At 50.7% G+C, this 22,901-nt stretch carries 19 protein-coding genes; 6 read left to right on the top strand and 13 right to left on the bottom strand.

The genetic code is table 11. From position 1 onward, the window contains the following. Window positions 1-51: 51 nt before the first annotated feature. From ACJJIZ_RS06990 to mpl, 4 genes are all read right to left on the bottom strand, one after another. A complete protein-coding gene (locus ACJJIZ_RS06990) occupies window positions 52-2,634 on the bottom strand; it encodes an efflux RND transporter permease subunit (RefSeq protein ID WP_444915650.1) in 2,583 nt (860 codons plus the stop codon). Window positions 2,635-2,752: 118 nt separating this feature from the next. Continuing rightward, entirely contained in the window at window positions 2,753-3,040 is a 288-nt protein-coding gene (locus ACJJIZ_RS06985; RefSeq protein ID WP_282931461.1) for an Rdx family protein, read from the bottom strand. Beyond that, window positions 3,030-3,692 (bottom strand): flavin prenyltransferase UbiX, encoded by a 663-nt coding sequence (locus ACJJIZ_RS06980; RefSeq protein ID WP_444915649.1) that lies wholly within the window; start codon window positions 3,690-3,692, stop codon window positions 3,030-3,032. Before ACJJIZ_RS06980 ends, ACJJIZ_RS06985 begins: the two co-directional genes overlap by 11 nt. 31 nt (window positions 3,693-3,723) lie before the next feature. Beyond that, window positions 3,724-5,106 (bottom strand): UDP-N-acetylmuramate:L-alanyl-gamma-D-glutamyl-meso-diaminopimelate ligase, encoded by a 1,383-nt coding sequence (mpl, locus tag ACJJIZ_RS06975; protein WP_444907407.1) that lies wholly within the window; start codon window positions 5,104-5,106, stop codon window positions 3,724-3,726. 287 nt (window positions 5,107-5,393) lie between these two features. On the opposite strand from mpl, the gene ACJJIZ_RS06970 reads away from it, so the two are divergent. Further along, window positions 5,394-6,656 carry a 6-phosphofructokinase gene (locus tag ACJJIZ_RS06970; RefSeq protein ID WP_444915648.1) on the top strand — a complete coding sequence of 421 codons (1,263 nt, stop codon included), beginning with the start codon at window positions 5,394-5,396 and terminating at the stop codon, window positions 6,654-6,656. A gap of 66 nt (window positions 6,657-6,722) precedes the next feature. Here ACJJIZ_RS06970 and ACJJIZ_RS06965 read toward each other — a convergent pair whose 3' ends face one another. The 3 genes from ACJJIZ_RS06965 to ACJJIZ_RS06955 all read right to left on the bottom strand — a co-directional run bounded on the left by ACJJIZ_RS06965 (window position 6,723) and on the right by ACJJIZ_RS06955 (window position 10,793). After that, complete coding sequence (locus ACJJIZ_RS06965) at window positions 6,723-7,085, bottom strand: VOC family protein (protein ID WP_444915647.1); 363 nt, start codon at window positions 7,083-7,085, stop codon at window positions 6,723-6,725. Window positions 7,086-7,115: 30 nt separating this feature from the next. Then, the gene (locus ACJJIZ_RS06960) at window positions 7,116-7,484 is read right to left on the bottom strand and encodes a hypothetical protein (RefSeq protein ID WP_413663153.1); all 369 of its coding nucleotides are present in this window, start codon (window positions 7,482-7,484) and stop codon (window positions 7,116-7,118) included. A 456-nt stretch (window positions 7,485-7,940) separates the two neighbouring features. Then, complete coding sequence (locus tag ACJJIZ_RS06955) at window positions 7,941-10,793, bottom strand: ExeM/NucH family extracellular endonuclease (RefSeq protein ID WP_444915646.1); 2,853 nt, start codon at window positions 10,791-10,793, stop codon at window positions 7,941-7,943. Between the two features lie 264 nt (window positions 10,794-11,057). On the opposite strand from ACJJIZ_RS06955, the gene ACJJIZ_RS06950 reads away from it, so the two are divergent. Beyond that, on the top strand, window positions 11,058-11,528 hold the full coding sequence (locus tag ACJJIZ_RS06950; RefSeq protein ID WP_444911424.1) for a MarR family winged helix-turn-helix transcriptional regulator: 471 nt from the start codon (window positions 11,058-11,060) through the stop codon (window positions 11,526-11,528). A gap of 2 nt (window positions 11,529-11,530) precedes the next feature. Continuing rightward, window positions 11,531-12,505, top strand: coding sequence for a S41 family peptidase (locus ACJJIZ_RS06945; protein WP_444911425.1), 975 nt, complete (start codon window positions 11,531-11,533; stop codon window positions 12,503-12,505). Between the two features lie 28 nt (window positions 12,506-12,533). On the opposite strand, the gene ACJJIZ_RS06940 is transcribed toward ACJJIZ_RS06945, so the two are convergent. Next, the gene (locus tag ACJJIZ_RS06940) at window positions 12,534-13,133 is read right to left on the bottom strand and encodes a pyridoxamine 5'-phosphate oxidase family protein (protein ID WP_444915645.1); all 600 of its coding nucleotides are present in this window, start codon (window positions 13,131-13,133) and stop codon (window positions 12,534-12,536) included. 103 nt (window positions 13,134-13,236) lie between these two features. Between ACJJIZ_RS06940 and pdxR the strand changes: the two genes are divergently transcribed. From pdxR to ACJJIZ_RS06925, 3 genes are all read left to right on the top strand, one after another. Continuing rightward, complete coding sequence (pdxR, locus tag ACJJIZ_RS06935; protein ID WP_444915644.1) at window positions 13,237-14,691, top strand: MocR-like pyridoxine biosynthesis transcription factor PdxR; 1,455 nt, start codon at window positions 13,237-13,239, stop codon at window positions 14,689-14,691. A gap of 260 nt (window positions 14,692-14,951) precedes the next feature. Continuing rightward, complete coding sequence (locus ACJJIZ_RS06930; protein WP_444911428.1) at window positions 14,952-15,761, top strand: right-handed parallel beta-helix repeat-containing protein; 810 nt, start codon at window positions 14,952-14,954, stop codon at window positions 15,759-15,761. A gap of 200 nt (window positions 15,762-15,961) precedes the next feature. Further along, window positions 15,962-16,894 carry an ADP-ribosylglycohydrolase family protein gene (locus tag ACJJIZ_RS06925; RefSeq protein ID WP_444911429.1) on the top strand — a complete coding sequence of 311 codons (933 nt, stop codon included), beginning with the start codon at window positions 15,962-15,964 and terminating at the stop codon, window positions 16,892-16,894. Window positions 16,895-17,072: 178 nt separating this feature from the next. Here ACJJIZ_RS06925 and ACJJIZ_RS06920 read toward each other — a convergent pair whose 3' ends face one another. The 5 genes from ACJJIZ_RS06920 to ACJJIZ_RS06900 form a co-directional block, all read right to left on the bottom strand. After that, window positions 17,073-18,116: an alpha/beta fold hydrolase gene (locus ACJJIZ_RS06920; protein ID WP_444915643.1), complete on the bottom strand. Its 1,044-nt coding sequence runs from the start codon at window positions 18,114-18,116 to the stop codon at window positions 17,073-17,075. 25 nt (window positions 18,117-18,141) lie between these two features. Further along, entirely contained in the window at window positions 18,142-18,735 is a 594-nt protein-coding gene (gene msrA, locus ACJJIZ_RS06915) for a peptide-methionine (S)-S-oxide reductase MsrA (RefSeq protein WP_444915642.1), read from the bottom strand. A 62-nt stretch (window positions 18,736-18,797) separates the two neighbouring features. Next, window positions 18,798-19,982, bottom strand: coding sequence for an iron-containing alcohol dehydrogenase (locus ACJJIZ_RS06910; protein ID WP_444915641.1), 1,185 nt, complete (start codon window positions 19,980-19,982; stop codon window positions 18,798-18,800). Window positions 19,983-20,087: 105 nt separating this feature from the next. Then, window positions 20,088-21,494, bottom strand: a complete 1,407-nt coding sequence (locus ACJJIZ_RS06905; RefSeq protein ID WP_444915640.1) for an aldehyde dehydrogenase family protein — start codon at window positions 21,492-21,494, stop codon at window positions 20,088-20,090. Between the two features lie 18 nt (window positions 21,495-21,512). Next, a complete protein-coding gene (locus tag ACJJIZ_RS06900) occupies window positions 21,513-22,886 on the bottom strand; it encodes a glutamine synthetase family protein (protein WP_444907395.1) in 1,374 nt (457 codons plus the stop codon). Window positions 22,887-22,901: the final 15 nt, after the last annotated feature.

The following is a 22,901-nucleotide window of genomic DNA, read 5'->3' as shown; positions in this document are numbered from 1 at the left end:
TAAAAAAAGCCGGGGTTATCCCGGCTTTTTTATATTTCAAATTTCTTCGATTCAGGCGCTGGGCGCCTCCTGCATCGGTGCCTCGGGCTCAACTTTATCAGCTTGCCTTTGACGACCGAGCGGCTTGAACATCACCAGCAACAGGGGCAGAAGTGTCAGGGAACCCAACAGTGCGGCGGACATCGCCAGCGCGGTTAGGAGGCCGAAATAGATCGACGGAACAAACTTCGACAGCGCCAAAATTGAGAAACCGACAATAATCGTGATCGCCGTGTAGAACATGGCACGGCCAATCGTTGCATGGCTACGGTGCATGGTCGCCAGGTAATTGCCATCTTTGGCAAACTCCGCGCGGAAGCGATACAGGTAGTGAATCGCGTGATCCACCCCGATACCCACGGTAATCGCGGCGATAGTGATGGTCATCATATCCAGCGGAATACCCGCGAGCCCCATACCACCAAGTACCACACAGGCCGCCAGCATATTTGGCACCAGTGCAATCAGAGCAATCCACAGAGAGCGGAATAGCACCAGGAACATCAGCAGGATTCCGACAAAGACGGCACCCAGGGTCAGGATCTGGGATTTAAACAGGCTCTGTAACATATTGTTGTACAGAACCAACAGGCCGGTCTGATGAACATTCTCTGGAGCTATGCCCATCTCATTGTGAGCGTAGTTGTAGATACGCTGGATCAGCTCATCGCGACGCAGGGTGGGGTCTGTCTCCATCACCCGCAGGGTGATACGAGCCTGGTTGTTCTCCACAGATAAATAGGGGTCTACCAGGACAGAGCGAATTTCGGCCGGCAGGCTGGTATTGGCCACCGCCAGCTCAAAGTCATTGAGGGGACCGCCATTCAGATCCACGGCAACTTTATACAGGGTCGCCAGAGATTGAACCTTGCCTATCTCCGGCTGCTCCTCCAGGTAATCATGCAGCTGCTCCAGCTTTGCCAAACCGGCAACCGTAAACCAGTAGCTCTGCTCCACTGACTCCTCTTCACCGCCAAATGGATCATCGGAGGCAAAGGGGTCCTCTTCTACAGCGAAGGGATCTTCCTCTGCTTCCATCGCAAACGGATCTTCTTCTCCCTCGAAAGCTGCCTCCTGCTCCTCGGGCTGATCCAGAATAATATCCAAGGTCACAGTGCCACCCAAGCGGCGGTCAATCACCAGCATGCCCTGATAAATTTCCGTGGAATCATCGAAGTAATCGATAAAGCGGTTTTCCACTTTCAGCTGGGATATACCCACCACACTCACGACGGCTGCCAGCAGTGAAATACCTAGCACCACAAACTTGTGGCGCTCAGCAAAGCGGGAAAACTGCAGGGTAAATGCGTGGGAGTTATCTGCACTCACACTGCCCACACGCTTCGGCAGCACCATCAGGAAACTGGGAATAATAAGGAACGACAGCAGCAGAGCCACAGTCACACCCATCGTCATCATCCAGCCAAAATCGATAACCGGGCGAATGCCGCTCACCACCAGGGACACAAAAGCCACGATGGTGGTCAGTGCGGTATACAGGCAGGGCTTGGCCATAAAGCGCACTGTCTGCAATACCAGCTTTTCAAGATTCCAATCCGGGTTCTGGGCAATATATTCCCGGTAGCGCACCGCCAGGTGGATGGTAATTGCCAAGGTAATAATTAACAGCAGTGCGACAAAGTTGGCCGAGATCACTGTCAGTCGCCAATCCAGCCAGCCGAGTAGCCCCAGCATCACCACCGCAGTGGTAACACAAGTCATCAGCGGCAACAGCACCCAGCGCGGCTGGCGGAAAATCAGCAACAGGGTAATCACGATAAAAGCGAGGATCCCCACACCGAATACCAGCAGGTCGCTTTTAATAAATGAAATCATATCGGCGGTAATCATGGTGACACCACCGAGGAACAGCTCCGCTTCGCCGTTGTAGCCAGCCAGAATTCCGCGCACGGTATCGACTCGCTGGTGGGCAATTTTCTCTTGCTCAGTACGGTGGGCCAGATAGACCGCGCTGATCTCCTCCAGGCGAACGGCCTCTTCCGGAGTCAGCCCCTCTGTATTGCGCTTGCTGCGTAAAGCATCCCGCTCGCGCACCATCTCGATGCCGCGGCTATCCAGTTTCAGGTTCGCCAGAATGGCGGTCGTCTGCCCGTCCGGGCTCAGGATCAACTCCCGATAAATCGGGCTTGAGAGGAACTCTTGCCGGGCCATATCCCGATCGACATCGGGCCTGGCGAGCGTGCGCACCTCATCGCTGATATCGGTGAGAACCAGCTTGGGGCTGTACAGCAGTGGGACATCGAGAATGCTCTGCACACTGGACACACCATCTACCTTGGCCAATTCATCCCGCAACTTGCCCAGGGTTTCCAGGGACTCATCACTGAACAGGTCCCCAGTCTTGGAGCGGTAAGTGACAACCAGGAAGTCGCCACTGGCATAGCGCTCGGAAATCTCGCGGAAATAATCCAGGGATTTATCAGCTTCCAGAGTGAGGGAATCGGCAGAGGCGTCGATCTTCAGGCGGGACAATCCGAGGGCTGCCAGCAGGGTTAACAGGCCGATAACCACCAACACCACAGCGGGCCGCTTGGTCACCAAGTATTCATAAGACTTCTGTAAAGCTGACAGCATAAATTTCCGCTTCTTTCCAAACTAAAAACTGGCCGCATTGCGGCGCGCATATTGTTCGCCTATGCGATGAATTAGCAAACCTAAAATTTGCCACCGCACCGTTTTATTGGAACTTTTTTCAGGGATTGTCGATATGCCCCAGGTCGCGTTCGGGAAACAGGGTATCCCTGACGCGACGTTTGAGCTCCTTAGCACCGGGAAAGCCGCCGTCACGCTTGCGCTCCCAGATCAAAATTTCGCCAATCCGAATCTCGAATACTCCCCCAGTACCCGGTTGCAATGCAACCTGATTGAGGTCATCGGCGAAAGTGTGCAGCAATTCCTGGGCCATCCAGGTGGCTCGCAACATCCAGTTGCACTGCACACAGTAGTGAATCGTAATACTCGGTTTTATCTCATTGCCCATCCTGCTCTCCCCAGCTGGGCAACAGCTTCTGCTCGATGCCCAACTGGTCGAGCAACCGCGCCACCACGAAGTCCACAATATCTTCCACCGAACTGGGCCTCTGGTAAAAGCCAGGGCTGGCCGGCAGGATCATGGCCCCCATGCGGGTGAGTTTCAGCATATTTTCCAGGTGAATCTCTGAGTAAGGCGCCTCGCGGGGAACCAGAATGAGCTGGCGGCGCTCTTTCAGGGCTACATCCGCAGCCCGCTCAATCAGGTTGTTCGATGCTCCACAGGCCACCGCAGACAAGGTGCCACCACTTGCCGGGCAGATCACCATACTGGCTGGCGCCCCGGTTCCAGAAGCCACCGGGGAAAACCAATCGCGCTTGCTGAAAAGGGCCAGCTGGCCTTCCTGCGCGGCAAAACGATCGGCGAGGAAATTCTGCAACTCGCGCTCATCGCCCTCCGGCAACTGCATATCAGTTTCGGTGTTGATGACCACCTGAGCCGCCTCAGACAACAGCAACCACACGCGCACATTCGATGCCAGCAGGCATTGCAACAGGCGCAAACCATACTGAGCGCCGGAGGCCCCGGTCATAGCCAGGGTCACGGTCTTTTCGAAAGAGGATTGATGCAAAGTCGATACCTTATTAAGCCCTGCGAGCATAGGACTGCGCAGGAAACATTAGTCTTCTGACTTAGAGATCGTATTTCTGTTCCAGGGCACCGATAAGGCGCTGGTGGATACCGCCAAAGCCGCCGTTGCTCATCACTACGATATGGCTACCGGAATCGGCTAGCTGCAACACAGATTCCACACCATCTTCAATCGAATCAAAAGTTTTGGCCGGCACCGATGAGTGGTGGGCGACGTCTTCCAGGGACCAGTTAACTCCCTCAGGCTGATACCAGAGCACCATATCGGCTCCGGAGCAGGAGTCGGCCAGCTTGCCCTGGTGCACTCCCATACGCATGGTATTGGAACGCGGTTCAATCAGGGCAATGATTTTATCCTCCCCTACCTTCGCCCGCAGACCATTGAGGGTGGATTCAATCGCGGTAGGGTGATGGGCAAAATCATCGTAAACACGGATGCCGGCCACTTCTCCCAGGCACTCCATACGGCGTTTAACCCCCTGGAAGCGTGCCAGAGCTGCCGCACTCAAATCTGGGGTGACACCCACATGCCGCGCCGCAGCCATAGCCGCGAGGCCATTTTGCACATTGTGCTGCCCGGTCAGGTCCCACTCGACCCGCGCCACAGCTTCGCCTTTGAACTGAACCGTAAAACTGCTGCCATCGGCGGCAATATCCACTGCGCACCAATCACCCACTCGCACACCTTCGGCAGACTCGCTGCCAACCCGCTGCACTTCACTCCAGCAGCCTTTATCAAGCACCTGCTCTACATTCTCTTCGGCAGAGGCCACTATCAGGCCGCTAGCAGGCACAGTTCGTACCAGGTGATGGAATTGTTTCTGGATTGCCGCCAGGTCCTCAAAGATATCTGCGTGGTCAAATTCGAGATTGTTGATAATCACCGTGCGCGGGCGGTAGTGCACAAACTTGGAACGCTTGTCGAAAAAGGCAGTGTCATACTCATCCGCCTCGACAATAAAGAAGGGAGACTCTCCCAAACGAGCAGAGACACCAAAATTAGCCGGAACTCCACCAATCAGGAAGCCGGGCTGCATATCTGCCGCTTCCAAAATCCAGGCCAGCATACTGGCGGTGGTGGTTTTACCGTGGGTTCCGGAAACCGCCAATACCCAGCGGCCACCCAGGAAATGATCGCACAACCACTGGGCGCCAGAGGTGTAAGCCAACCCTTTTTCCAACACCGCCTCTACCGCCGGATTTCCCCGGGACATGGCATTACCAATAATCACCAGGTCCGGGACGGGCTCCAGCTGTGCGGGATCATAGCCCTCGGTAATTTGGATACCCGCCTGTTGCAACTGGGTGCTCATAGGTGGATAAACATTGGCGTCACTGCCGGTTACGCGGTGCCCTTCCGCCACCGCCAGTTGGGCCAAACTGCCCATAAATGTGCCGCAAATACCTAGAATATGAATATGCATAGCGGAAAAATGTACTCCTACGGGTTGCGGCGCAAGCTTAACACGGCAATTCGGGCCAGTAATTGCCAAATACCCCAGTTACCATGCAATTTACTCGCTATTCCATTAGACTCCGCCCCCGCATTGGTCGGCCTCATCCCCGGTACGGTGGTAGGAATTTTCCCGAAAGGGTCGACACCCGATACGAGCTCCCGGTTATCCCCACTGGCACAAATGTTTAAAACTAGATGCGAGGCGGACTACCGGATCGGGATACTTCTCTATATCTCTATAAGCACAGGATAACCATGTCGAAAAAGAACGCCTTTTATGCGCAGTCCGGTGGCGTTACCGCCGTGATCAACGCATCCGCCTGCGGCGTAATTGAAGCTGCGCGTGAAAACCCGGACCAGATTGGCAATGTCTACGCAGGGCTAAACGGTATTCTCGGCGCGCTGCGCGAGGAGCTGATCGACGTGAGCCAAGAGAGCGCAGAGGATATTGCTGCACTGCGCCACACCCCCTCCGGTGCCTTTGGTTCCTGCCGCTATAAGCTGAAGAGTCTGGAAGAGAACCGCGCAGAATACGAGCGCCTGATCGAAGTCTTCAAAGCGCACAATATTGGCTACTTTTTTTACAACGGTGGTGGCGACTCAGCAGACACCTGCCTGAAAGTATCCCAGCTGTCCGAGACCATGGGTTATCCAATCCAGGCCATCCATATTCCCAAAACTGTAGATAACGACCTGCCCCTGACCGACAACTGCCCGGGCTTTGGCTCCGTTGCCAAATATGTTGCCGTTTCCACCAAGGAAGCGGCCATGGACGTGGCCTCCATGTGCGCTACTTCCACCAAGGTATTTATTCTCGAGGTGATGGGCCGTCACGCGGGCTGGATTGCCGCTGCCGGCGCTCTGGCCCAGGAACAGGAAGGCGATGCACCCCACATTATCCTGTTCCCGGAAATCGCTTTCGATAAAGAGAAGTTCCTCGCCAAGGTACAAAAGACCGTAGACGAGAAAGGCTACTGCGTTATCGTCGCCTCCGAAGGCGCCCAGTACGGCGACGGCACCTTCCTTGCCGATGCCGGCACCACCGACGCCTTTGGCCACAAGCAGTTGGGCGGTGTTGCACCGACCCTGGCCAACATGGTCAAAAGCGAACTCGGCCTGAAGTACCACTGGGCCCTGGCAGATTACCTCCAGCGCGCCGCCCGCCATATCGCTTCTGCTACCGACGTTGAGCAAGCCTACGCCGTAGGTCGCGCCGCAGTGGAAATGGCTGCAGCAGGCAAAAATGCCATTATGCCTGCCATTATTCGCGCAGAAGGTGAAGAGTACAGCTGGTCCATCGCAGAGGCGCCACTGTCTGAAGTCGCCAACGTAGAAAAATTTATGCCGCGCGAATATATCAGCGAAGACGGCTTTGGAATTACTGAAGAGGGACGCAAGTACCTGCTGCCATTAATTCAAGGCGAGGATTACCCTCCTTACAAAAATGGCATTCCCCAGTACGCCACCCTGAAAAAGCAGCTGGTGGAAAAGAAGCTGGGTACCGATTTCGAAGCTTAATAGAAACGGTTGCCAGTCTCCCAAAAGCCTCCGAGTAAAATCGGGGGCTTTTTTCTGTAAACGCCTCTACGCAGACCCCACATCAGACCAAACCGCAAATTCATTGCCGCAAGGTTCCCTAAAATGGAAGCGCCTGCCACCAGGAAACGGGAAAATTGGCTTGGCTATTTCGGCTCCGCATCGCGTGACCTTCTCCAGGGTACCCTCCAGGTCGCGGCTGTATAACACCACTAATGCAGATCCATTTTCAGTAGTGCTCTGCAGCTCTGCCTTGAAAAAGCCACCGTCCAATCCCGCATTTGAAAAAGCGGTGTACTCCGGACCGTAATCGGTAAAAGTCCAATTAAAAGCCTCGGTAAAGAATGCTTTTGTCTTACCCAAATCCCTGGAGGGCAACTCAATATAATTAATTTTCTCGCACTCTCTCATAAGCTCACCATTTTCCTTATTTTTCAATTTTCAGGCTGTAGGTCGCACCGGAGTATTCACCACCTGAAAACTGCCATTTGCCAGCGCTAGTGGCCGATCCTGATAGAGAATAATGGCGCGATCCATCATCTGTACAAAATCGAGCATCGCATAAAGCACCACACCTTTTCGCCCCTGATATATATCAGGCCGATAAATCAACGCCGCCATCCTATCGTCCATGGCTTCATAGGTATATGAAGCTTCCCCAACTAACTTTCCTGACGCCGTAACGTAACAATGTGTCGCGGTTTCATAGGTTACCGTGTGGGTAGAAAGGTCGGGGAAATCACCTTGTTTTGAATAGTGTGTGCCGGTCCATTCCAGGCTTAAACCTTCCAATGTCTTAAATGCCTGCAAACTATGTCTCCCCCAGTGGTTTAATAGCTTCGCTGATCACTAGTAACTGATTTACCTGAAGCAATAAAACACACGCTGACTGAAAACGACACTCCTTGTATTAAATATTTATCTATTTTGATACGTCTCCGATAGGCCCCAATGATATCTCGACACTCCAGAAAGACACCTTAGGCACTTTACTTAAGTATTTTTCCAATTCAGGGATCGGGCACGCACAAACACTTTCCCCTCCAATAATCCATATAATAAAGATTTTAATGGCTCGCAATGGAGTCTTGCCGGGCTACCAATATGAAAACGAGGAAGTGAAACACTCGGGCATATGCCCAAGGAGGTAAAGATGAAAAATACGTAATTAACGCGGGGAGGAAAGAAAACGGCCGAATATCTCTTGCCTTAATATCCGACCGTTCAATATGTGGAGTTAATTATTTATTGTTGTTGATATCCATCTCAGTGCCAAAACGGCTTGCGAATCTCAATTTCACGGTAGGCTTTATCTTCATTACCCAGATCATCTTTCACAGTCAGGGTAATTTCATAACTCCCACCGGTGGCATAGCGGTGCAGTGCCATGGGGCCGGAGCGGCTGGTGCCATCGCCAAAGCCCCACTCATAGATCAGGTTGCCGTCGCCATCGTAACTACTGCGCTCTTCAACCCACACCCAGCGCAGGAAGCTGTGGACTTTAAAATCAGCTCGAATATCAACAATGTCCTCAACTGGTACAAGCTGCTCAACGGTGGAGACCGCTCCCCGATCGTCCTCAACCTGGAGGATTACAGAATAAGTGCCTGCTGCATCGTAGCTATGATGGGGGTTTTGCTCAGTACTGGTAGTGCCATCACCAAAATCCCAGGCCCAGCTAACGATAGTGCCATCGGTATCGACGCTGCTGTCGAAGTAGTTCACTTCGAAGCCTTCCACACCCCACTCAAATCCAGCAACCGGCTCCTGGTTATCCGCCCCCAGATCCAGCTCAACCACAAGCGGATCGTGATCTGAAGCGCGGAATGCATCAGCCGAGTAGAAACTCTCCACCTGCTCATCAGTTTTATTCTCGATGTTGTAATCCAGCACCCGAGGCTCGTCGGCATTGATATGCCAATCGGCCGCACCTGTTACCAAAGGAGCCAGTGATTCACTGGCGAGGGCGTGATCCAAGTAACCGGACTCACCGCTGTAGACATAGGAGTAGGCTTCTCCTTCACCGAAAACCTCCAACAAATCAGCGTAGCCAGCGTCCTTTAGAGTGCTAATTGGGTTTTCACGGGCGTAGCTATTGAGGTCACCGAGCACCAGAACACGATCGGTGCCGCTACCTGTCGGGTCAGAGTCAATCCATGAAACCAGGGCATCTGCGGCTTCGGTGCGCAGCGAGTTCCAGCAGCCCTGTCCATCACCCAGATCATCGTTCAAACTGCCATCGTCAGGACAACTTCCCTTTGATTTGAAGTGATTGACCACCACGGCCAGCTCTTCACCACTTGATAGTTCGGCAAAAGCTTGTAGCAGTGGTTGGCGGTTACCGTCATCAAAGGGATAGCTATCAGTTGTCGCAGCAGCGCCTACAGGCATTACCCGATCGCTGCGATAAATCAGCCCCACAGAAATTTCATCGGTGCCCAGTTGAGTCAGGTCTGGATTAATAAATTGATAGTTTTCACTGCCAGTAGCCGTGTTAAGGCCATTAATTAAATCCTGAATAGCACTTTCTGAACCGTAGCCATCGTTCTCAATTTCCATTAAGCCAACTACATCGGCATCCAGGTCTAAAATAGCGGAGATAATTTTATTTCTCTGGCGCAGGAATTCTTCTTCAGTATCAGCCCCACGGGAAGTAGGGAAACCGCCGCCATAACCATCGCCATTAAAATAATTCAGAACATTAAAGCTGGCGATCTTTAAACTGCCCTTACCCGGTAATTGTGGAGCGCTTTCACGCAGGTTGGCAGCAACAAATTCTGGCGCCTCCACGGGATGTACTCGGTAGGCGCTGTAGCTATACCCCATTACACCGCGCAATCCCTCTACCGTATCACCATTGCGTAAGGTATTACTGGCACTGAGGCCAGAGACCGGGTATGGCACCGCTTCCGGGTTCTGCACACTGGAACCATCGTCCAACACAATCCTATTAAGATCGTTTGCACTTTCCTGTGCTACGGCTGCAACCCCAGGCTCATTGTTGTGGGTGGGAATATAGAGACGGCCATTGGCCAGGGTGACTTCACCATAGCGCCCCAGGTTATAGTGGTCATTCACCATCAGGGCTTGCGGGAACTCAACCAACATCCCCTCGTATTGCTCCTGCTCTTCAGCAGAACTAAACGGCAGGGAGACTTCCTCGGCAGTCACACTGTAGCCGCTACCGCAAACCGTAACGCCATCTACCTCATCTAACTCGGTAAAGTCATAGTATTCAGTAACCACACCACCGACACGAACCAAATCCCCGACTTGCACATCTACACCGAAGCCTTTGTCGTGTACAAACAGTCCCTCAGAGGTATTGATCTGGCCATCCTGATCACTGTCTTCCTCTTGCAGGAAGAAGCCGGAAAGGCCGGTGCTGGTATCTTGGAAATCACCAACAACAACGGCTTCAATTTCGTGGCGCTCATTCTCCAGAGCGCTTTCAAACTCATCACCCTGAACCTGGCTGATTAACGTAGAAGTATCTCCGCAATCGCCGAGAACAACATCGTCATCACCGCCGTCATCTCCGCCACCAGTGCCGTCTTCGCTGTGCCAACCGAGGTTGGAAAAGTCGTCCTGGCCCAAGCTGGACCACTGCGCAGCAGGGTCAAAATCCGTGCTGCCATCAACACGACCTTCACTCACACTCCAGTTGCGAGTTAAGGTTTGGTTCTGGGTACCCAGACTGCTATCGCCCCATTGGCTACCGGGATCAACACCGATCTGGCCGATAACATCCACATATCCATTGGGGCCACTCAGGGCAACCGCATCATCCCCATTAAACAGGCCGCTGGTATAAATCTTATCGGCTACTGACAGGATTGAGGAGTCAGCACTGGCGTGGGCGAATACGTAAACATCGCCGTCTGCCAAGCTGCCACTTAGGGCGATGATTGAAGCCGCCGCAGAGGAGCCATTGAAGTAAAGTTCAATGCTGTAGCTACTGAGGTCAACCGCTGCACCCGTGCCATTGTAAATTTCAAGGGCCTTATTGTTGCTACTGCCCTCGATATATTCAGAAATAATGAGGTCGCTGGCTTGGACCTCTTCAGCCAAAAATGGTAACCCCAGGGCTGCAAGGGCAGCCAAGCCAATCTCTTTCATAATGTTCTCTTCACTCGTACCTGACACAGATCACGCGGCGCAAAGATTGGCGGTTAATTCCTAAAGTTCGATGAATGAAATATGAAATTTAAATTTCAGCTCTTTGTTCAAAAATCCATTTCACACAGAACCCGCCAAACTCGCCACACAATGCAAAAAAAGCGCCAAAGAATTTGTACGGGGTGATGAATAGCGGCAAAGAAGCTTGAAAAGTTCGCCAAAAGTTATATAATCACTTATATAAGTGCTTATGGAACAGCTTTTATGAAATACAGCCAACTGGGGACTCAGCTTCGTCACATTCTGGAATTACTGGATGGCGATGTAGCAGAGAGCTATAGGGCCTGTGGCCTGGAGAATTACAAACCCCGCTACACCCCGATAATGCGTGCACTTATCCACAAGAGAGATATCACCATTAGTGAGGTGGTAGCGAGCACCCACATTTCCCAGCCCGCAGTGAGTCAAACTGTAAAAGACATGATTAAGCAAGGGCTGGTACAGACCTCTTCTGGAGAGGATGCTCGCCAGCGCAAAATACGCTTGACCCGCAAAGGCAGTGCGTTGATACCCAAGTTAAAACAGCAGTGGATAGCAACTCTGGAAGCTGAGCAGTCCCTCAATAGCGAATTACCGACAGAACTATCAGAGCTGCTCAATCAAGCAATTCAAGCTTTAGAGAAACGTCCTTATTTAGAGCGGATACAAGAAAATCTATCAATAGAGGCTACATAAATATGAAACGCCAACTCAAGATGAGTTTAGCGGTATTAATCAGTTTTTTTTCCATGTCTCTCGCGGCAAGTTCCGGCGCAATGAGTTCCTGCCAGTTTGAGACAGGCCCGGTTATTAAAGCTGCTGCAGTAGCTATTCAGAAGCACTATATATTGGAGGAAAAAGGACAGGCGCTATCCGCTCAACTCAATAGCCTGGCAGAATCCAAACACTTTAATCATCTTTGTAGTGACTACCAACAATTAGCCAGCGCACTTACCAAAGAAATTCGCACCCTTTCCGGTGATAAGCATTTCTATATAGAGCATATAGATAACCAAAAAGAAGCCCACAATTGGATTGAACAGTGGCAGGCTGAAGCGCCCAGCAATAACTACGGCGTTAAGAAAATTGAGATTCTTCCCGGTAACATTGGCTACCTTTCTCTCTCTTCTTTCCACACCTATAAAAATGCCCACCAAACCCTCGCTGCGGCTTTCACCCTGCTTCGCCACAGCGAGGGCCTAATACTCGATTTACGCAGTAATGGCGGCGGAGACGAAGAAACCGCCAATGCTGTTCTGCAGTCATTTATTGACCCCCATTCTCCCTTTCCCTTTGTTATTGAAAGCCGCAAGGGGAGAGAAATACCGAAACGTATTTCACCTCAACCCTGGCCCACCTATGGGAGTGACAGACCAATGGTCATTCTGATTGATGGGAGATCCTTCTCTGCATCTGAGAGTACCGCCTTCGCACTACAACAGCTGGGCCGAGCCACGATTGTCGGTAATGCCAGCGCCGGTGGGGCACATATGATGGAGTCCCCCAAATCCCTCCCCTATGGCTTTGAAATCGGTATCCCAGATAAACGCCCGGTTTCTACGATTGCCGGCAGCCGCCCCAATTGGGAAGGACAGGGTGTTATCCCCGATATTGAAGCCGGCCAGCAGGAGATCATTCAAATCGCATTAAAAGTAGTGGCAGAGGCCCTATAAGGCTCCCTTTACTTTGCTAAATTGAGCACTAGCGAAACGGGCACACAGGCTTGACCCCGCTCCACACAGGCAGAGCCAAATCCTCTTTATTATCGGATGGCGCGCCAGTTCGGCTTTTGAAAGCCCCCTCCTCTATAGTCAGGCGCATCAAAGCTGTTCCCTTGCGCTCCTGTAGGCTGGGGAGGCGCACCTGATCCCAGCGCTCCGGCTCTATATCATCAATAATCGCTTTAAAAACCGCATCAAATTCCCGCTGCTCTTTGACCCTCTCACCTCGGCAAAACAATACCGCAGAGCGATAATTAGCACTGTGATGAAAGGCTGACTTGGCCAGTACCCACTCATCATAACGGGCAAATGAAATACAGACCTGCTCTCCTGCCTCCAATAGTTTTTGTAGCCGACTCTTGTTAGCCAGGTGAAAATACAAAAACTCCCCCAGGCGCCAAACGGTTAAAGGAATAATGATGACTTCACCGTCTTCAATAAATCCGACATGGCCCAGTTTTAGCTCGTCGACAAGCTTATAAACATCCTCTCGCCGATAACTGGCACGCTTGGGAGCACGACGTACACGACTCTTCGCTGAGGTTGGCAATTCATCAGAGATTGGCGAATGTAAATTCATAAAACCTCCTTTAATTCACTCTGGTATGAAATAGATATCGCCAATGTAGGATCTTACTGGTACGCTGATAAGCGCCAGTTTTAATTATTTTATGGTGCCAGTTTTGAGTGCCGCCGAACTTACAGACCTAACTCTCGAATCAGGCCAGCCGCTACAGGAACAATTGTATCGGCAATTGGTAGATTGGATCTGCAACGGCCGGCTGGCTGCTGGTACCAAGCTCCCCTCCTCGCGCCGGTTGGCAGAATTCCTCTCTATCAGCCGCAATACAGTGACATTAGTTCTGGACCAGCTGAAAGCGGAGGGCTTCCTTACCAGCCATCCTGGGAAAGGCGTATTTGTATCTCCCGAATTGCCGGCCTACACAAAGAAAACACATAGGCAAGGTTGGCAAGCACAGAGGAATAGGTACCTGCCATCACTTTCTCACTATGGTGATTTTGCACAGACATTATCTTGGGGTGAGAAAAGTGAAGATCAATCTCTCCCCTTCACCCCCGGCCTACCGGATCTAAGCGCATTTCCATTCACTATTTGGAACAAATTATACCGCCGCCACCAATCCAGGTTAGCTCTCACAGGTTACGGGCAAAGCCAAGGTTATTTACCTTTGCGTATGGCACTTACGGAATACTTGCGCAACTCCCGGGGAGTTCGCTGTAAGGCTGAACAAATTATTATTACCAATGGAGCTCAGGAGGCCCTGAATCTATGTGCACTGGTCGCGATTAACCAGGGAGACAAGGTTTATATAGAAAACCCGGGATATCGCCGTGCTCGAGTAGCTTTCCAATCTGTTGGAGCAAAGCTCGTACCAGCGAACCTGAAAGATAAGCACTTGGATGTTGATAAGCTGGTCAATAGTGCAACCCAAGCCAAGTTACTTTTTACTACGCCAACACATCAGTACCCAATGGGTGGTGTTATGCCCGCATGTGAACGGATCAAACTGCTGGATTGGGCGACACAGGCGAGCTGCTGGATAATTGAAGATGATTACGACAGTGAGTTTTCATTCCAACATAAACCCGTCGCGGCACTCCAGGGCATGGGAGAAAATACACCTGTGTTCTACATGGGGAGCTTTAGTAAGACCTTACTACCCAGCCTACGATTGGGCTATTTAGTGGTGCCTAAATCTACAGTAGCGGCATTTACCCAAGCAAAAGAAATGTTATCTGGCCACTCCCCCTTAGTCACACAAGCTGTCGTGGCAGACTTTCTCGATGAGGGGCATTTTGTGCGACATCTTCGCAAAATGCGTTCTAGCTATATGAAGAAATGGGAACATTTCTGTCAGCTTATTCGAGAAGAAATACCACCTCCAGCCGGACTAATTGCCAGTAGTGCCGGTATGCACTTGGTTATATCCACGCCGGGACACGACGACATCACCCTTTCAAAAAAACTACGCGAATACGGATTTGGCAGCACACCACTATCGCTCTTCTATTCCAATAAAACTGAAGATTCAGGGTTGGTGCTCGGGTTTGCCAATACAACTTTCGAACAGAGGGCAGATTGCGTAAAGATTCTCGCAAAAAATCTTAAAAAGTAGCCATTGCACACCCAAACAACGCTTATTTTTATAATGCCGGCTTCTTCATTTTTCGCACCAGCATTAAGCACCTCCACCTAAAATAAAAAAGTAAATATTTTAATAGAATAAAAACAATCTATTATCACCAAAATATCAAATAAAACCCAATAAATTAGGAAAAATTTCCTATGGTTCTTTCCCAAACCTAGGTCACAATCTCCATGGCTTTGGGTGTTCACTCTCTTTTTTAATTACTCAGATAATTAGGGAAATTTGATATGAAAAATAGAAATATGAATTCTATAAAAGCATCATTGCTCGCTGTATCCGGTATTGCAGCACTATCGCTCTCCGCCGTCGCATCAGCTGTCAGCTGTGGAGATACCATTACAACCGCAGAATCACTTACCGGCGATATTCTTGGCTGCGCAAGCCATCCTGCACTCGTGATAGATGCTGGCGGATCACTCGATATGGCGGGTTACCACCTCAGCTGCGATGGCAGCGGAATTGGCATTCAATTGAAAGACAGCGATAGAGTCCTTGAGGATACTGTTGGTGGAAGCACTATCACAAACTGTAACAATGGCGTATCTGCCGAAGGCGATGGCAGCCATCAAATCTTTGATATCACTGCTTCATCAAACTCTATTGCAGGAATCGCCCTTTGGAGTTCAGGCAATACTGTTGAAGCCTCCGATGCTAGCGGCAATGGGGGTATGGGCATACGCGTTATGGGTGACGGTAATCGTGTGAGATACTCTGTTGCATCAAGTAACGGTCTCCAAGGAATAAAGATCGTTGGTGACAATACTCTCATCAGATTCAATGAGACGATTCTCAATATGTCGAGTGGGATTGTAATTGATAGTGGGGATGGCGGCATTGTTGCCAACAATCTATCAGATAATAACGGCGTTAACGGCATTATGATGTTGGGACTGGGGCAAGTCGGATACTTGATCATTGGCAATACCGCAGAAAATAATGCTGGCGCAGATCTTGCTGACCACAACCACCCTGCTTGCACTGGCAATGTATGGATTAGAAATACTTTTGGAAGTGCTAACGATGCCTGTATTAATTAAATGATATAGCGACTTTAGTGGCGAGCCGATTAGTTTTAAATATCGGCTCGCTCTCACCTAAAACAAAACCCTTCCCCTCGCGGGCCATCAACTACCAATAGATGTTTTCTAGAATAAAATTGTTACTTATAACAGCAATTAATAGTGGTCCTTATAGCTAGTAGCGACTTCCCCTGAGAGTAAGGTATAGAAATCAAAAAATGATAAAGCTCAGTAAATACAGAGGTTGCTTTAAAGGAATAGCCATCGGCGATTCCTTTGGCGCCCCGTACGAAGGCGGCATTCTAGAAAGACAACTCTGGAAAATTATCGGGAAAACCGAACAGGGTAGAAAGCGTTACACCGATGACACGCAGATGTCTATTGATATTGCGACCTCCTTTCTTGAACATAATTACCTTGATCAGGACCACATAGCCAAAAAATTTGCCCAAAGTTATCGCTGGAGCAGAGGGTATGGTCCCAGTGCAGCGAAACTACTCAAAGGCGTCAGGGATGGTAAACGCTGGCAAGATTTAAACCGAAAAAAATTTAAGCACGGTTCTATCGGCAATGGGGCCGCCATGAGGGCACCTATTATTGCCCTCTGCCATCCCCAAAATGACTACCGCCTCAAGCAATATGTACAATCGGTGTCTGAAATCACCCACGCCCATCCAGTTGCTGTCGAGGGAGCATACTTGATCGCTATCGCCATCTGTGAATCCCTGCAAGATCGCTCAAACAGAGAGATTTTGAACAAACTGGAAGTAAGCTGTAAGTCCGAAATATATCGCTGCAAACTGGAAAAGTGTGCGACTCTACTGTTTAACCAGAAGATCCCACATCCGCAGCAAATCAAGCAATGGCTGGGTAATGGCATTACCGCGCCAGAGTCCTGTATCACCGCCATTTACTTTGGACTTAAGTATCGAAACTCTCCTTTAACGTCTGTATTAGCTAATATTTTTTCTCTAGGTGGTGACACAGATACCTTGGGTGCCATGGCTGCTAGCATCTGGGGGGCATTAAATGGAGAAGACCGAATGGAAAGCATGGCCGACAAGGTCGAAAACATCGATTTTATTACCGAGCTTTCTGAGAAACTCTATTTCACCCAATATCAGCATGAACAAGCCTTACAACCTGCATAGCCTACTAAAAAGGGAGAAGGGAAGAATACACCGCGCTTGGACCCTATGGTGATTCTTTTCTTCCACCCCAGTAGTAAGCCTTAAACAAGTAGAGCGGATCGTAAAATAACCAAAATGTTAATTTAAAAATCTCTGACAGCTTAACCAGAGCACCATGTGGCTATTAAAAAGTGCTTTATTAGGACTGGATACTTCTCACCCTGGCCAAAAGCTTTTCGATACTATCAACAGTAGTGCGCGCCCCAATAGCGCCAACAAAGAAGAAATGGTTACCTGTAACGGTCTGTGAAAAATAAGCGGAAGACGAGCGGATAATAAGCTGTACTAGCTCCCACCTTTCCCTTGGAATCTGCTCTGGAGATGCACCCCCTAAAAGTTTACTGGCAAGAATTCGATTGCGAATAAATGCCCAATCATCAATATTACACAGCACGTTTTCCAAATCCCCCATTGAATCACTCTGAATAACAACGGGAATTGGATAGTCCAAGAAGTCAAAGGTGTTTGCCGTTTTCAATGCCCTGGAAAGATCTTCCTTAAACCCTTGCCCATCATACATTAACCCAGTGCCAATAAGTGCGATGGGAATTGCTCCAAGGAACGCCTCCCGATAGATATCTTTGGGGATAATTGTGTGTTGGTTTAAGGCATTTTGCTCATCAAGCGCGGCCAAAAAGGCAGGATATATGCCCTTTCGACTGGCCATCCCATCAACTGTCATTTCGATGGCTTTGGCATTAGCTTCGGGAAGAAAGCCCGGCAACGCGGGTTCTGCGGCCATAGCCACAAAGCATTCAATCGAAAAATTCAAGGCTTTGGCCGCCCTCGCTAGAGCCCCAGCGATTTTCCCTCCCATACTCCAGCCGCACACCACTACCGAATTTGGAAGGTTATATTCAGACAAAATCTTGGCAATAATTTCTGCAGCCTGATCTCCCCAATCTTGAATTGTAAACTCCGGGTGAGTACTGCAAAAAACCGCATTTTCCATAGGGTAAGAAATAGCAAGGAAGGGAAAACCCGCTCGATTGACCCAGTGACTTATAAAATCATCTGGGCGGCCACCGGGATAGCCGTAGAAAATACGCGCTAGATGTGCTGTGCCTGGAATAAATACCATTAGCGGATTGGTACTAACCGCCGGGATATAACGGTAAAGCACTGGAAAGTCATTGATTATTTCCAGGACTTCCCCGTCAAACAAAGTGGGACTCGGTGCCATATTCACCCTGCGGAGAGGCAATCCGTTAACTTGGCGCTTTCCCCCAGACCTCCTCTAAGCGCTTATCACGCCCACAGCGGTAGCGATAATACTTGTAACGCAGGGGATTACGTTGGTAATAGTCCTGATGGTAGGCCTCTGCGGGATAAAAGGTTGCAGCGGGTTTTATTTGTGTCACCACCTTTTTACCCAACTCCGCTTCTACCTTTTTCTTGCTCTCCCCTGCTAACACCTTTTCTTCTTGATTGCCGTAAAAAATCTCGGCTCGGTACTGGTCACCGCGATCGCAAAATTGACCACCGGAATCAAAAGGGTCAACATTGTGCCAAAAAATATTCAGTAAGTCGGAATAGCTGACTTTATTCGCATCGTACTTTACCTGAACAACTTCCGCATGCCCCGTACCACCGGAAGATACCTGTTCATAGGTCGGGTTTTTGACATGGCCACCGCTGTATCCTGAGGTGGTTTCCAGGACGCCATCGACCTTGTCAAATGGCGGCTCCATGCACCAGAAACACCCTCCTGCAAAAATAGCCGTGCGAATATTCGATGAATCCTGAGCCAGGGAAATACTGGCCAATGAGAGGAACAAGAGAGCAATAATACTGCGCATCATTCAGTCCTTTACCGATTGTCGATGGAACACATTCTCTTCTGTCGTCTATTCGCAGGAATTTATTACAGGGTGACGGTACCTTCACAGGCGCGCAAGAAAATATCCCGATACTCTATCCCGTTAAAACGCATCGGGTTAGTACTAGCGGAAGGCTCCACCGATGCCATTTTCCCAACTCTGTCGGCATCAGTGTCATCAATTCCAATCTCCGACAGGCTGTGGGGAATCCCCAGCTGTTTGCGCAATCCGAGCAACCAGTTGAGTACCGCATCAAATCCGCTATCAAACATCTCATTACCGGCCAGTTGTAGATAAAGTGCCAGATGCCCCATAGGCACCTGGATGGCTGGACGGTTGGCGATCAGAACGTAGGGCATCAATATCGCATTTAACAAACCATGGTGCTTGTCATACAGGGCCCCCAATGGATGTGCCAGGGCGTGGATAGCGCCCAAGCCCCGCTGGAAAGCTGTAGCCCCCATACAGGAAGCTACCAACATTTGCTGACGCGCCTCGAGTTCTGCGCCTATAGCATAAGCTCGAGGCAAATACTCCTTGATCAGGCGCATCCCCTCCAGGGCGATTCCCTCGGCCATAGGATGGTATTGAGGGGAGTAAAAAGACTCGAGATTGTGTGACAGCGCATCCATTCCCGTCGCTGCGGTGAGGTCTGGCGGCAACCCCATTGTCAATTGAGCATCGAGAATAACGATGTCCGGCATCATGCGCGGATGGAAAATCAGCCTCTTAACCTGTGCTTTCTCATCGGTAATTACCGCAACCCGGCCAACTTCAGAACCTGTGCCAGCCGTCGTGGGAATGGCAATCAGCGGTAAAATACCCTCTGGGTCCACACGCCTGTAGTTATCGCCAATATCCTCAAAATCCCAAATACTGTGCTGCTGTCCCGCCATAAGGGCAATGGCTTTGCCCGCATCCAGGGCCGAGCCCCCGCCCAAGGCAATGACCCCATCGCACTTCTGCTCACGCAGCTTGGCTACCCCATCGGCGATATTTATCTCATTGGGATTACCTTTGATTTTGGAAAAAACGCTAACTTCCAGACCCACCTGTTGGCATGGGTTAATCGCACTATCGACCAGTGGCAATGCGGCGACTGTAGGATCAGTAACTAATAGAGGCTTGTGAATATTCAGCTCCAGGCAAGCTTCAGCCAATTCAGTAATGCGACCGGGGCCAACCCAAACGGTCGTGGGATAATTCCAATTGACATGGTATTTATCCACAATTTCCTCTCTGACGTTCTGTCACTTTTGCATATTCAAAATAGGCTGTGACCTTTCGGAAAACAGGCAGACAATTTCACTTTCTGCATCCGGCAACCGTTCCCGCTAACCATCATGTTTAAAATGAAATGACTTGGGGCGGGTTAAATTCTCAAATCCAATTTTAGAAAGCGTACATCCACGACCAGATTGCTTAACACCCGTCCAGGCCAATTCCGGATCCAGGTAATCACAACGATTTAAAAAAACAGTGCCGGCCTCTAAATACCCTCCCATCTCCATTGCTACATCTTCATCGCGGGTAAAAATAGCCGCAGTAAGACCAAATGGGCTGTTATTCATAAATTCTAGAGCTTCGCCATCATCATGCACTTTCTGCACCCCCAGCACCGGCCCAAAAGTCTCCTCGCGCATCACTCGCATATGGTGTCGCACCCGGGTTAACAGTTGCGGTGCCATATATTGGGTGCCCCGCTTGTCCATTGGGAATTCACTCACATCCAAGTGGACCTTCGCGCCCTCCGCTATCGCTTCATCCACCTGCGCGCGAACCCGATCGGCAGCTTCCGCACGCACCAAAGGCCCCAAAGTGGTCTCCACTTGATCCGGGCGCCCCAGTCGATAGTCGCGTAGTAAGTCGACCGTTTGGGAAATAAACTCAGAAAAAATATCTTCATGCACATAGGCCCGCTCAATACCGCAACAGGACTGCCCGGAATTAAAATAGGCGCCGTCGACTACCGCTGCCACAGCCTGGTTAATATCGGCGTCGGCGCGAACATAGGCTGGATCTTTCCCCCCCAGTTCAAGTCCCACTTGAATAAATCGACCGGCAACTGTGCGTTCTAGATTCGCGCCAGCGCCAACCGAGCCGGTGAAGGCAGCATGCTGGATTTCCCCCGCACAGGCTAATCGCTGGGTATAAGCATGATTTAAATGAAGAAACTGAAAAACACCGTAGGGCAATCCCGCCTCGCGAAAAATCTCCACCATTCGCTCAGCACACAGCGGCGTCTGTGCCGAGTGTTTTAAAATAACTGCATTACCCGATAGCAATGCCGGCACCACTGCATTAACCGCCGTCAGGTAAGGGTAATTCCACGGGGCAATTACCAGGGAGACCCCTAATGGCTCACGGCGGATAAACCGGGTAAAACCCGGCTTCTCAGGTAACTGAATGTCAGCGAGGGCTTCAGTAGCAAGCTGTGCCATGGTCTGCGCACGATCCATAAACCCGTTAATTTCTCCTCCTGCATAACGGATTGGGCGCCCCATCATCCAACACAGCTCCCGCCCCAAACGCTCTTTCTTAACGGCAAATATTTCCACAGCCCGCTCGATAATAGCGATGCGCTCATTGAGGGGAGTTCGCCTCCATGCTTTTTGTGCCTTACTGGCCCTATCCAGCACTACACGGATTTCCACCTCTCCCGCTAGAGCGCGCTCTACATAAACACTGTTATCAATAGGAGAAATACACTGAAGGTGGTGCATGATTTTTGTAGTCTTCATCGGCGTCGATACTCCCAATTAAATAATTTCGAAGTACCGCTCCAACTCCCAGTCACTCACATGGCGGCGATATTCCCGCTCCTCCCACTCGCGACTGGCAGAAAAGTGTTCAACAAAGTCGCTGCCAAATAATTCCTGTGCCGCTTCTGACGCCTTGAATTGCTGCGTGGATTCCCACAGTGTGCCCGGCAGCACTTGTTCGTTTTCCAACTCCAGCGAGTAAGCATTACCGGCGACAGGCTCACTGGGCTGCCACTGCTGCATAACGCCGTAAAGACCCGAGCCCAAAGCTGCTGCCAGTGCTAAATAGGGGTTTGCATCGGCGGCCCCCAAGCGGTATTCGACGCGCTGGGAAGTGTCGCCGCCGGGGATAGCACGCAGTGCCGTTGTGCGGTTTTCCACCCCCCAATTGGCTCCCGTCGGTGCCCAAAAACCTGGTACCAGGCGGCGATAACTGTTAACGGTCGGTGCCATCAGGGCAAGGAATTGCGGCATCAGCCTCTGCTGCCCAGCTATGAACTGACGCATTATCTGGCTGATACCATCAGGCTGGCTCGAATCGAGAAAGGCGGAATCACCGCTGCCACTATTGCGCAGTGACAAATGAATATGCCCGCTTTGCCCCGGGTACTCACTGGACCAGCGGGACATAAAAGTAGCCATCAAACCCATCCGCTGTGCCAGCACTTTTATAAAGGTTTTAAACAGGGCAGCTTTGTCTCCAGCAGCCTCAGCACCATCCACTGCAATAGCCGCCTCTAAAACTCCCGGGCCTGTTTCCGTGTGTAATCCCTCCAAGGGGAAATCCATGCGCTCGCTCAGCTCCAGGATTTCCCGATACAGCTCTCCGTGTACGGAATTTCGCAGTATGGAATAGCCAAACACATCGGGGGTAAAAGGCTTTAAATTGCGGAAACCCTTGTTCCGCACTGAATCGGGCGTTTCGTCAAACAGGAAAAATTCGTATTCCAGGGCGGCACAGGGATCAAATCCCAATGAGCGACAGCGTTCAATCACCCTGCGCAGAACTGCGCGGGGGCACAGCGCCTGGGCTCGACCATCAAACTCCGCGAGAAACAACAACATATCGCCTTCAAAAGGCACATCACGGCAGCTATCGGGGAGTATACGTACCGGGGCGTCTGGATATCCGGTATGCCAACCGGTATAACGAGTGTTGTCGTAGAGCTGATCCTTAACATCCCAGCCCAGGACCACATCACAAAACGAGAAGCCCTTTTCCAGGGATGAGAGGAATTTGGCGCGGCTCATATATTTGCCACGCATTACACCATCGGTATCGAATAAGCCCACTTTGACATGACTGAGGCCTCGTTCTTCGACAATTGCGCGGGCCTCCTGAGCGGTTTTTACCTCCCGTGCCTTTACCATGACTGGTCCTGCCCC

It is taken from the genome of Microbulbifer maximicatervae (SeqCode), assembly GCF_052467225.1.
This window is presented reverse-complemented; position numbering and strand designations above follow the sequence as displayed.

What these genes read in the sequence shown, in the direction of transcription:
- msrA (WP_444915642.1), bottom strand. Translation starts at nt 18,735, where the DNA reads ATGATGCGCAGTATTATTGCTCTCTTGTTCCTCTCATTGGCCAGTATT.
- mpl (WP_444907407.1), bottom strand. Translation starts at nt 5,106, where the DNA reads ATGCATATTCATATTCTAGGTATTTGCGGCACATTTATGGGCAGTTTG.
- ACJJIZ_RS06970 (WP_444915648.1), top strand. Translation starts at nt 5,394, where the DNA reads ATGTCGAAAAAGAACGCCTTTTATGCGCAGTCCGGTGGCGTTACCGCC.
- ACJJIZ_RS06985 (WP_282931461.1), bottom strand. Translation starts at nt 3,040, where the DNA reads ATGGGCAATGAGATAAAACCGAGTATTACGATTCACTACTGTGTGCAG.
- ACJJIZ_RS06945 (WP_444911425.1), top strand. Translation starts at nt 11,531, where the DNA reads ATGAAACGCCAACTCAAGATGAGTTTAGCGGTATTAATCAGTTTTTTT.
- ACJJIZ_RS06920 (WP_444915643.1), bottom strand. Translation starts at nt 18,116, where the DNA reads ATGGCACCGAGTCCCACTTTGTTTGACGGGGAAGTCCTGGAAATAATC.
- ACJJIZ_RS06950 (WP_444911424.1), top strand. Translation starts at nt 11,058, where the DNA reads ATGAAATACAGCCAACTGGGGACTCAGCTTCGTCACATTCTGGAATTA.
- ACJJIZ_RS06990 (WP_444915650.1), bottom strand. Translation starts at nt 2,634, where the DNA reads ATGCTGTCAGCTTTACAGAAGTCTTATGAATACTTGGTGACCAAGCGG.
- ACJJIZ_RS06925 (WP_444911429.1), top strand. Translation starts at nt 15,962, where the DNA reads ATGATAAAGCTCAGTAAATACAGAGGTTGCTTTAAAGGAATAGCCATC.
- ACJJIZ_RS06900 (WP_444907395.1), bottom strand. Translation starts at nt 22,886, where the DNA reads ATGGTAAAGGCACGGGAGGTAAAAACCGCTCAGGAGGCCCGCGCAATT.
- ACJJIZ_RS06940 (WP_444915645.1), bottom strand. Translation starts at nt 13,133, where the DNA reads ATGAATTTACATTCGCCAATCTCTGATGAATTGCCAACCTCAGCGAAG.
- ACJJIZ_RS06980 (WP_444915649.1), bottom strand. Translation starts at nt 3,692, where the DNA reads ATGCTCGCAGGGCTTAATAAGGTATCGACTTTGCATCAATCCTCTTTC.
- ACJJIZ_RS06955 (WP_444915646.1), bottom strand. Translation starts at nt 10,793, where the DNA reads ATGAAAGAGATTGGCTTGGCTGCCCTTGCAGCCCTGGGGTTACCATTT.
- ACJJIZ_RS06965 (WP_444915647.1), bottom strand. Translation starts at nt 7,085, where the DNA reads ATGAGAGAGTGCGAGAAAATTAATTATATTGAGTTGCCCTCCAGGGAT.
- ACJJIZ_RS06905 (WP_444915640.1), bottom strand. Translation starts at nt 21,494, where the DNA reads ATGAAGACTACAAAAATCATGCACCACCTTCAGTGTATTTCTCCTATT.
- ACJJIZ_RS06930 (WP_444911428.1), top strand. Translation starts at nt 14,952, where the DNA reads ATGAAAAATAGAAATATGAATTCTATAAAAGCATCATTGCTCGCTGTA.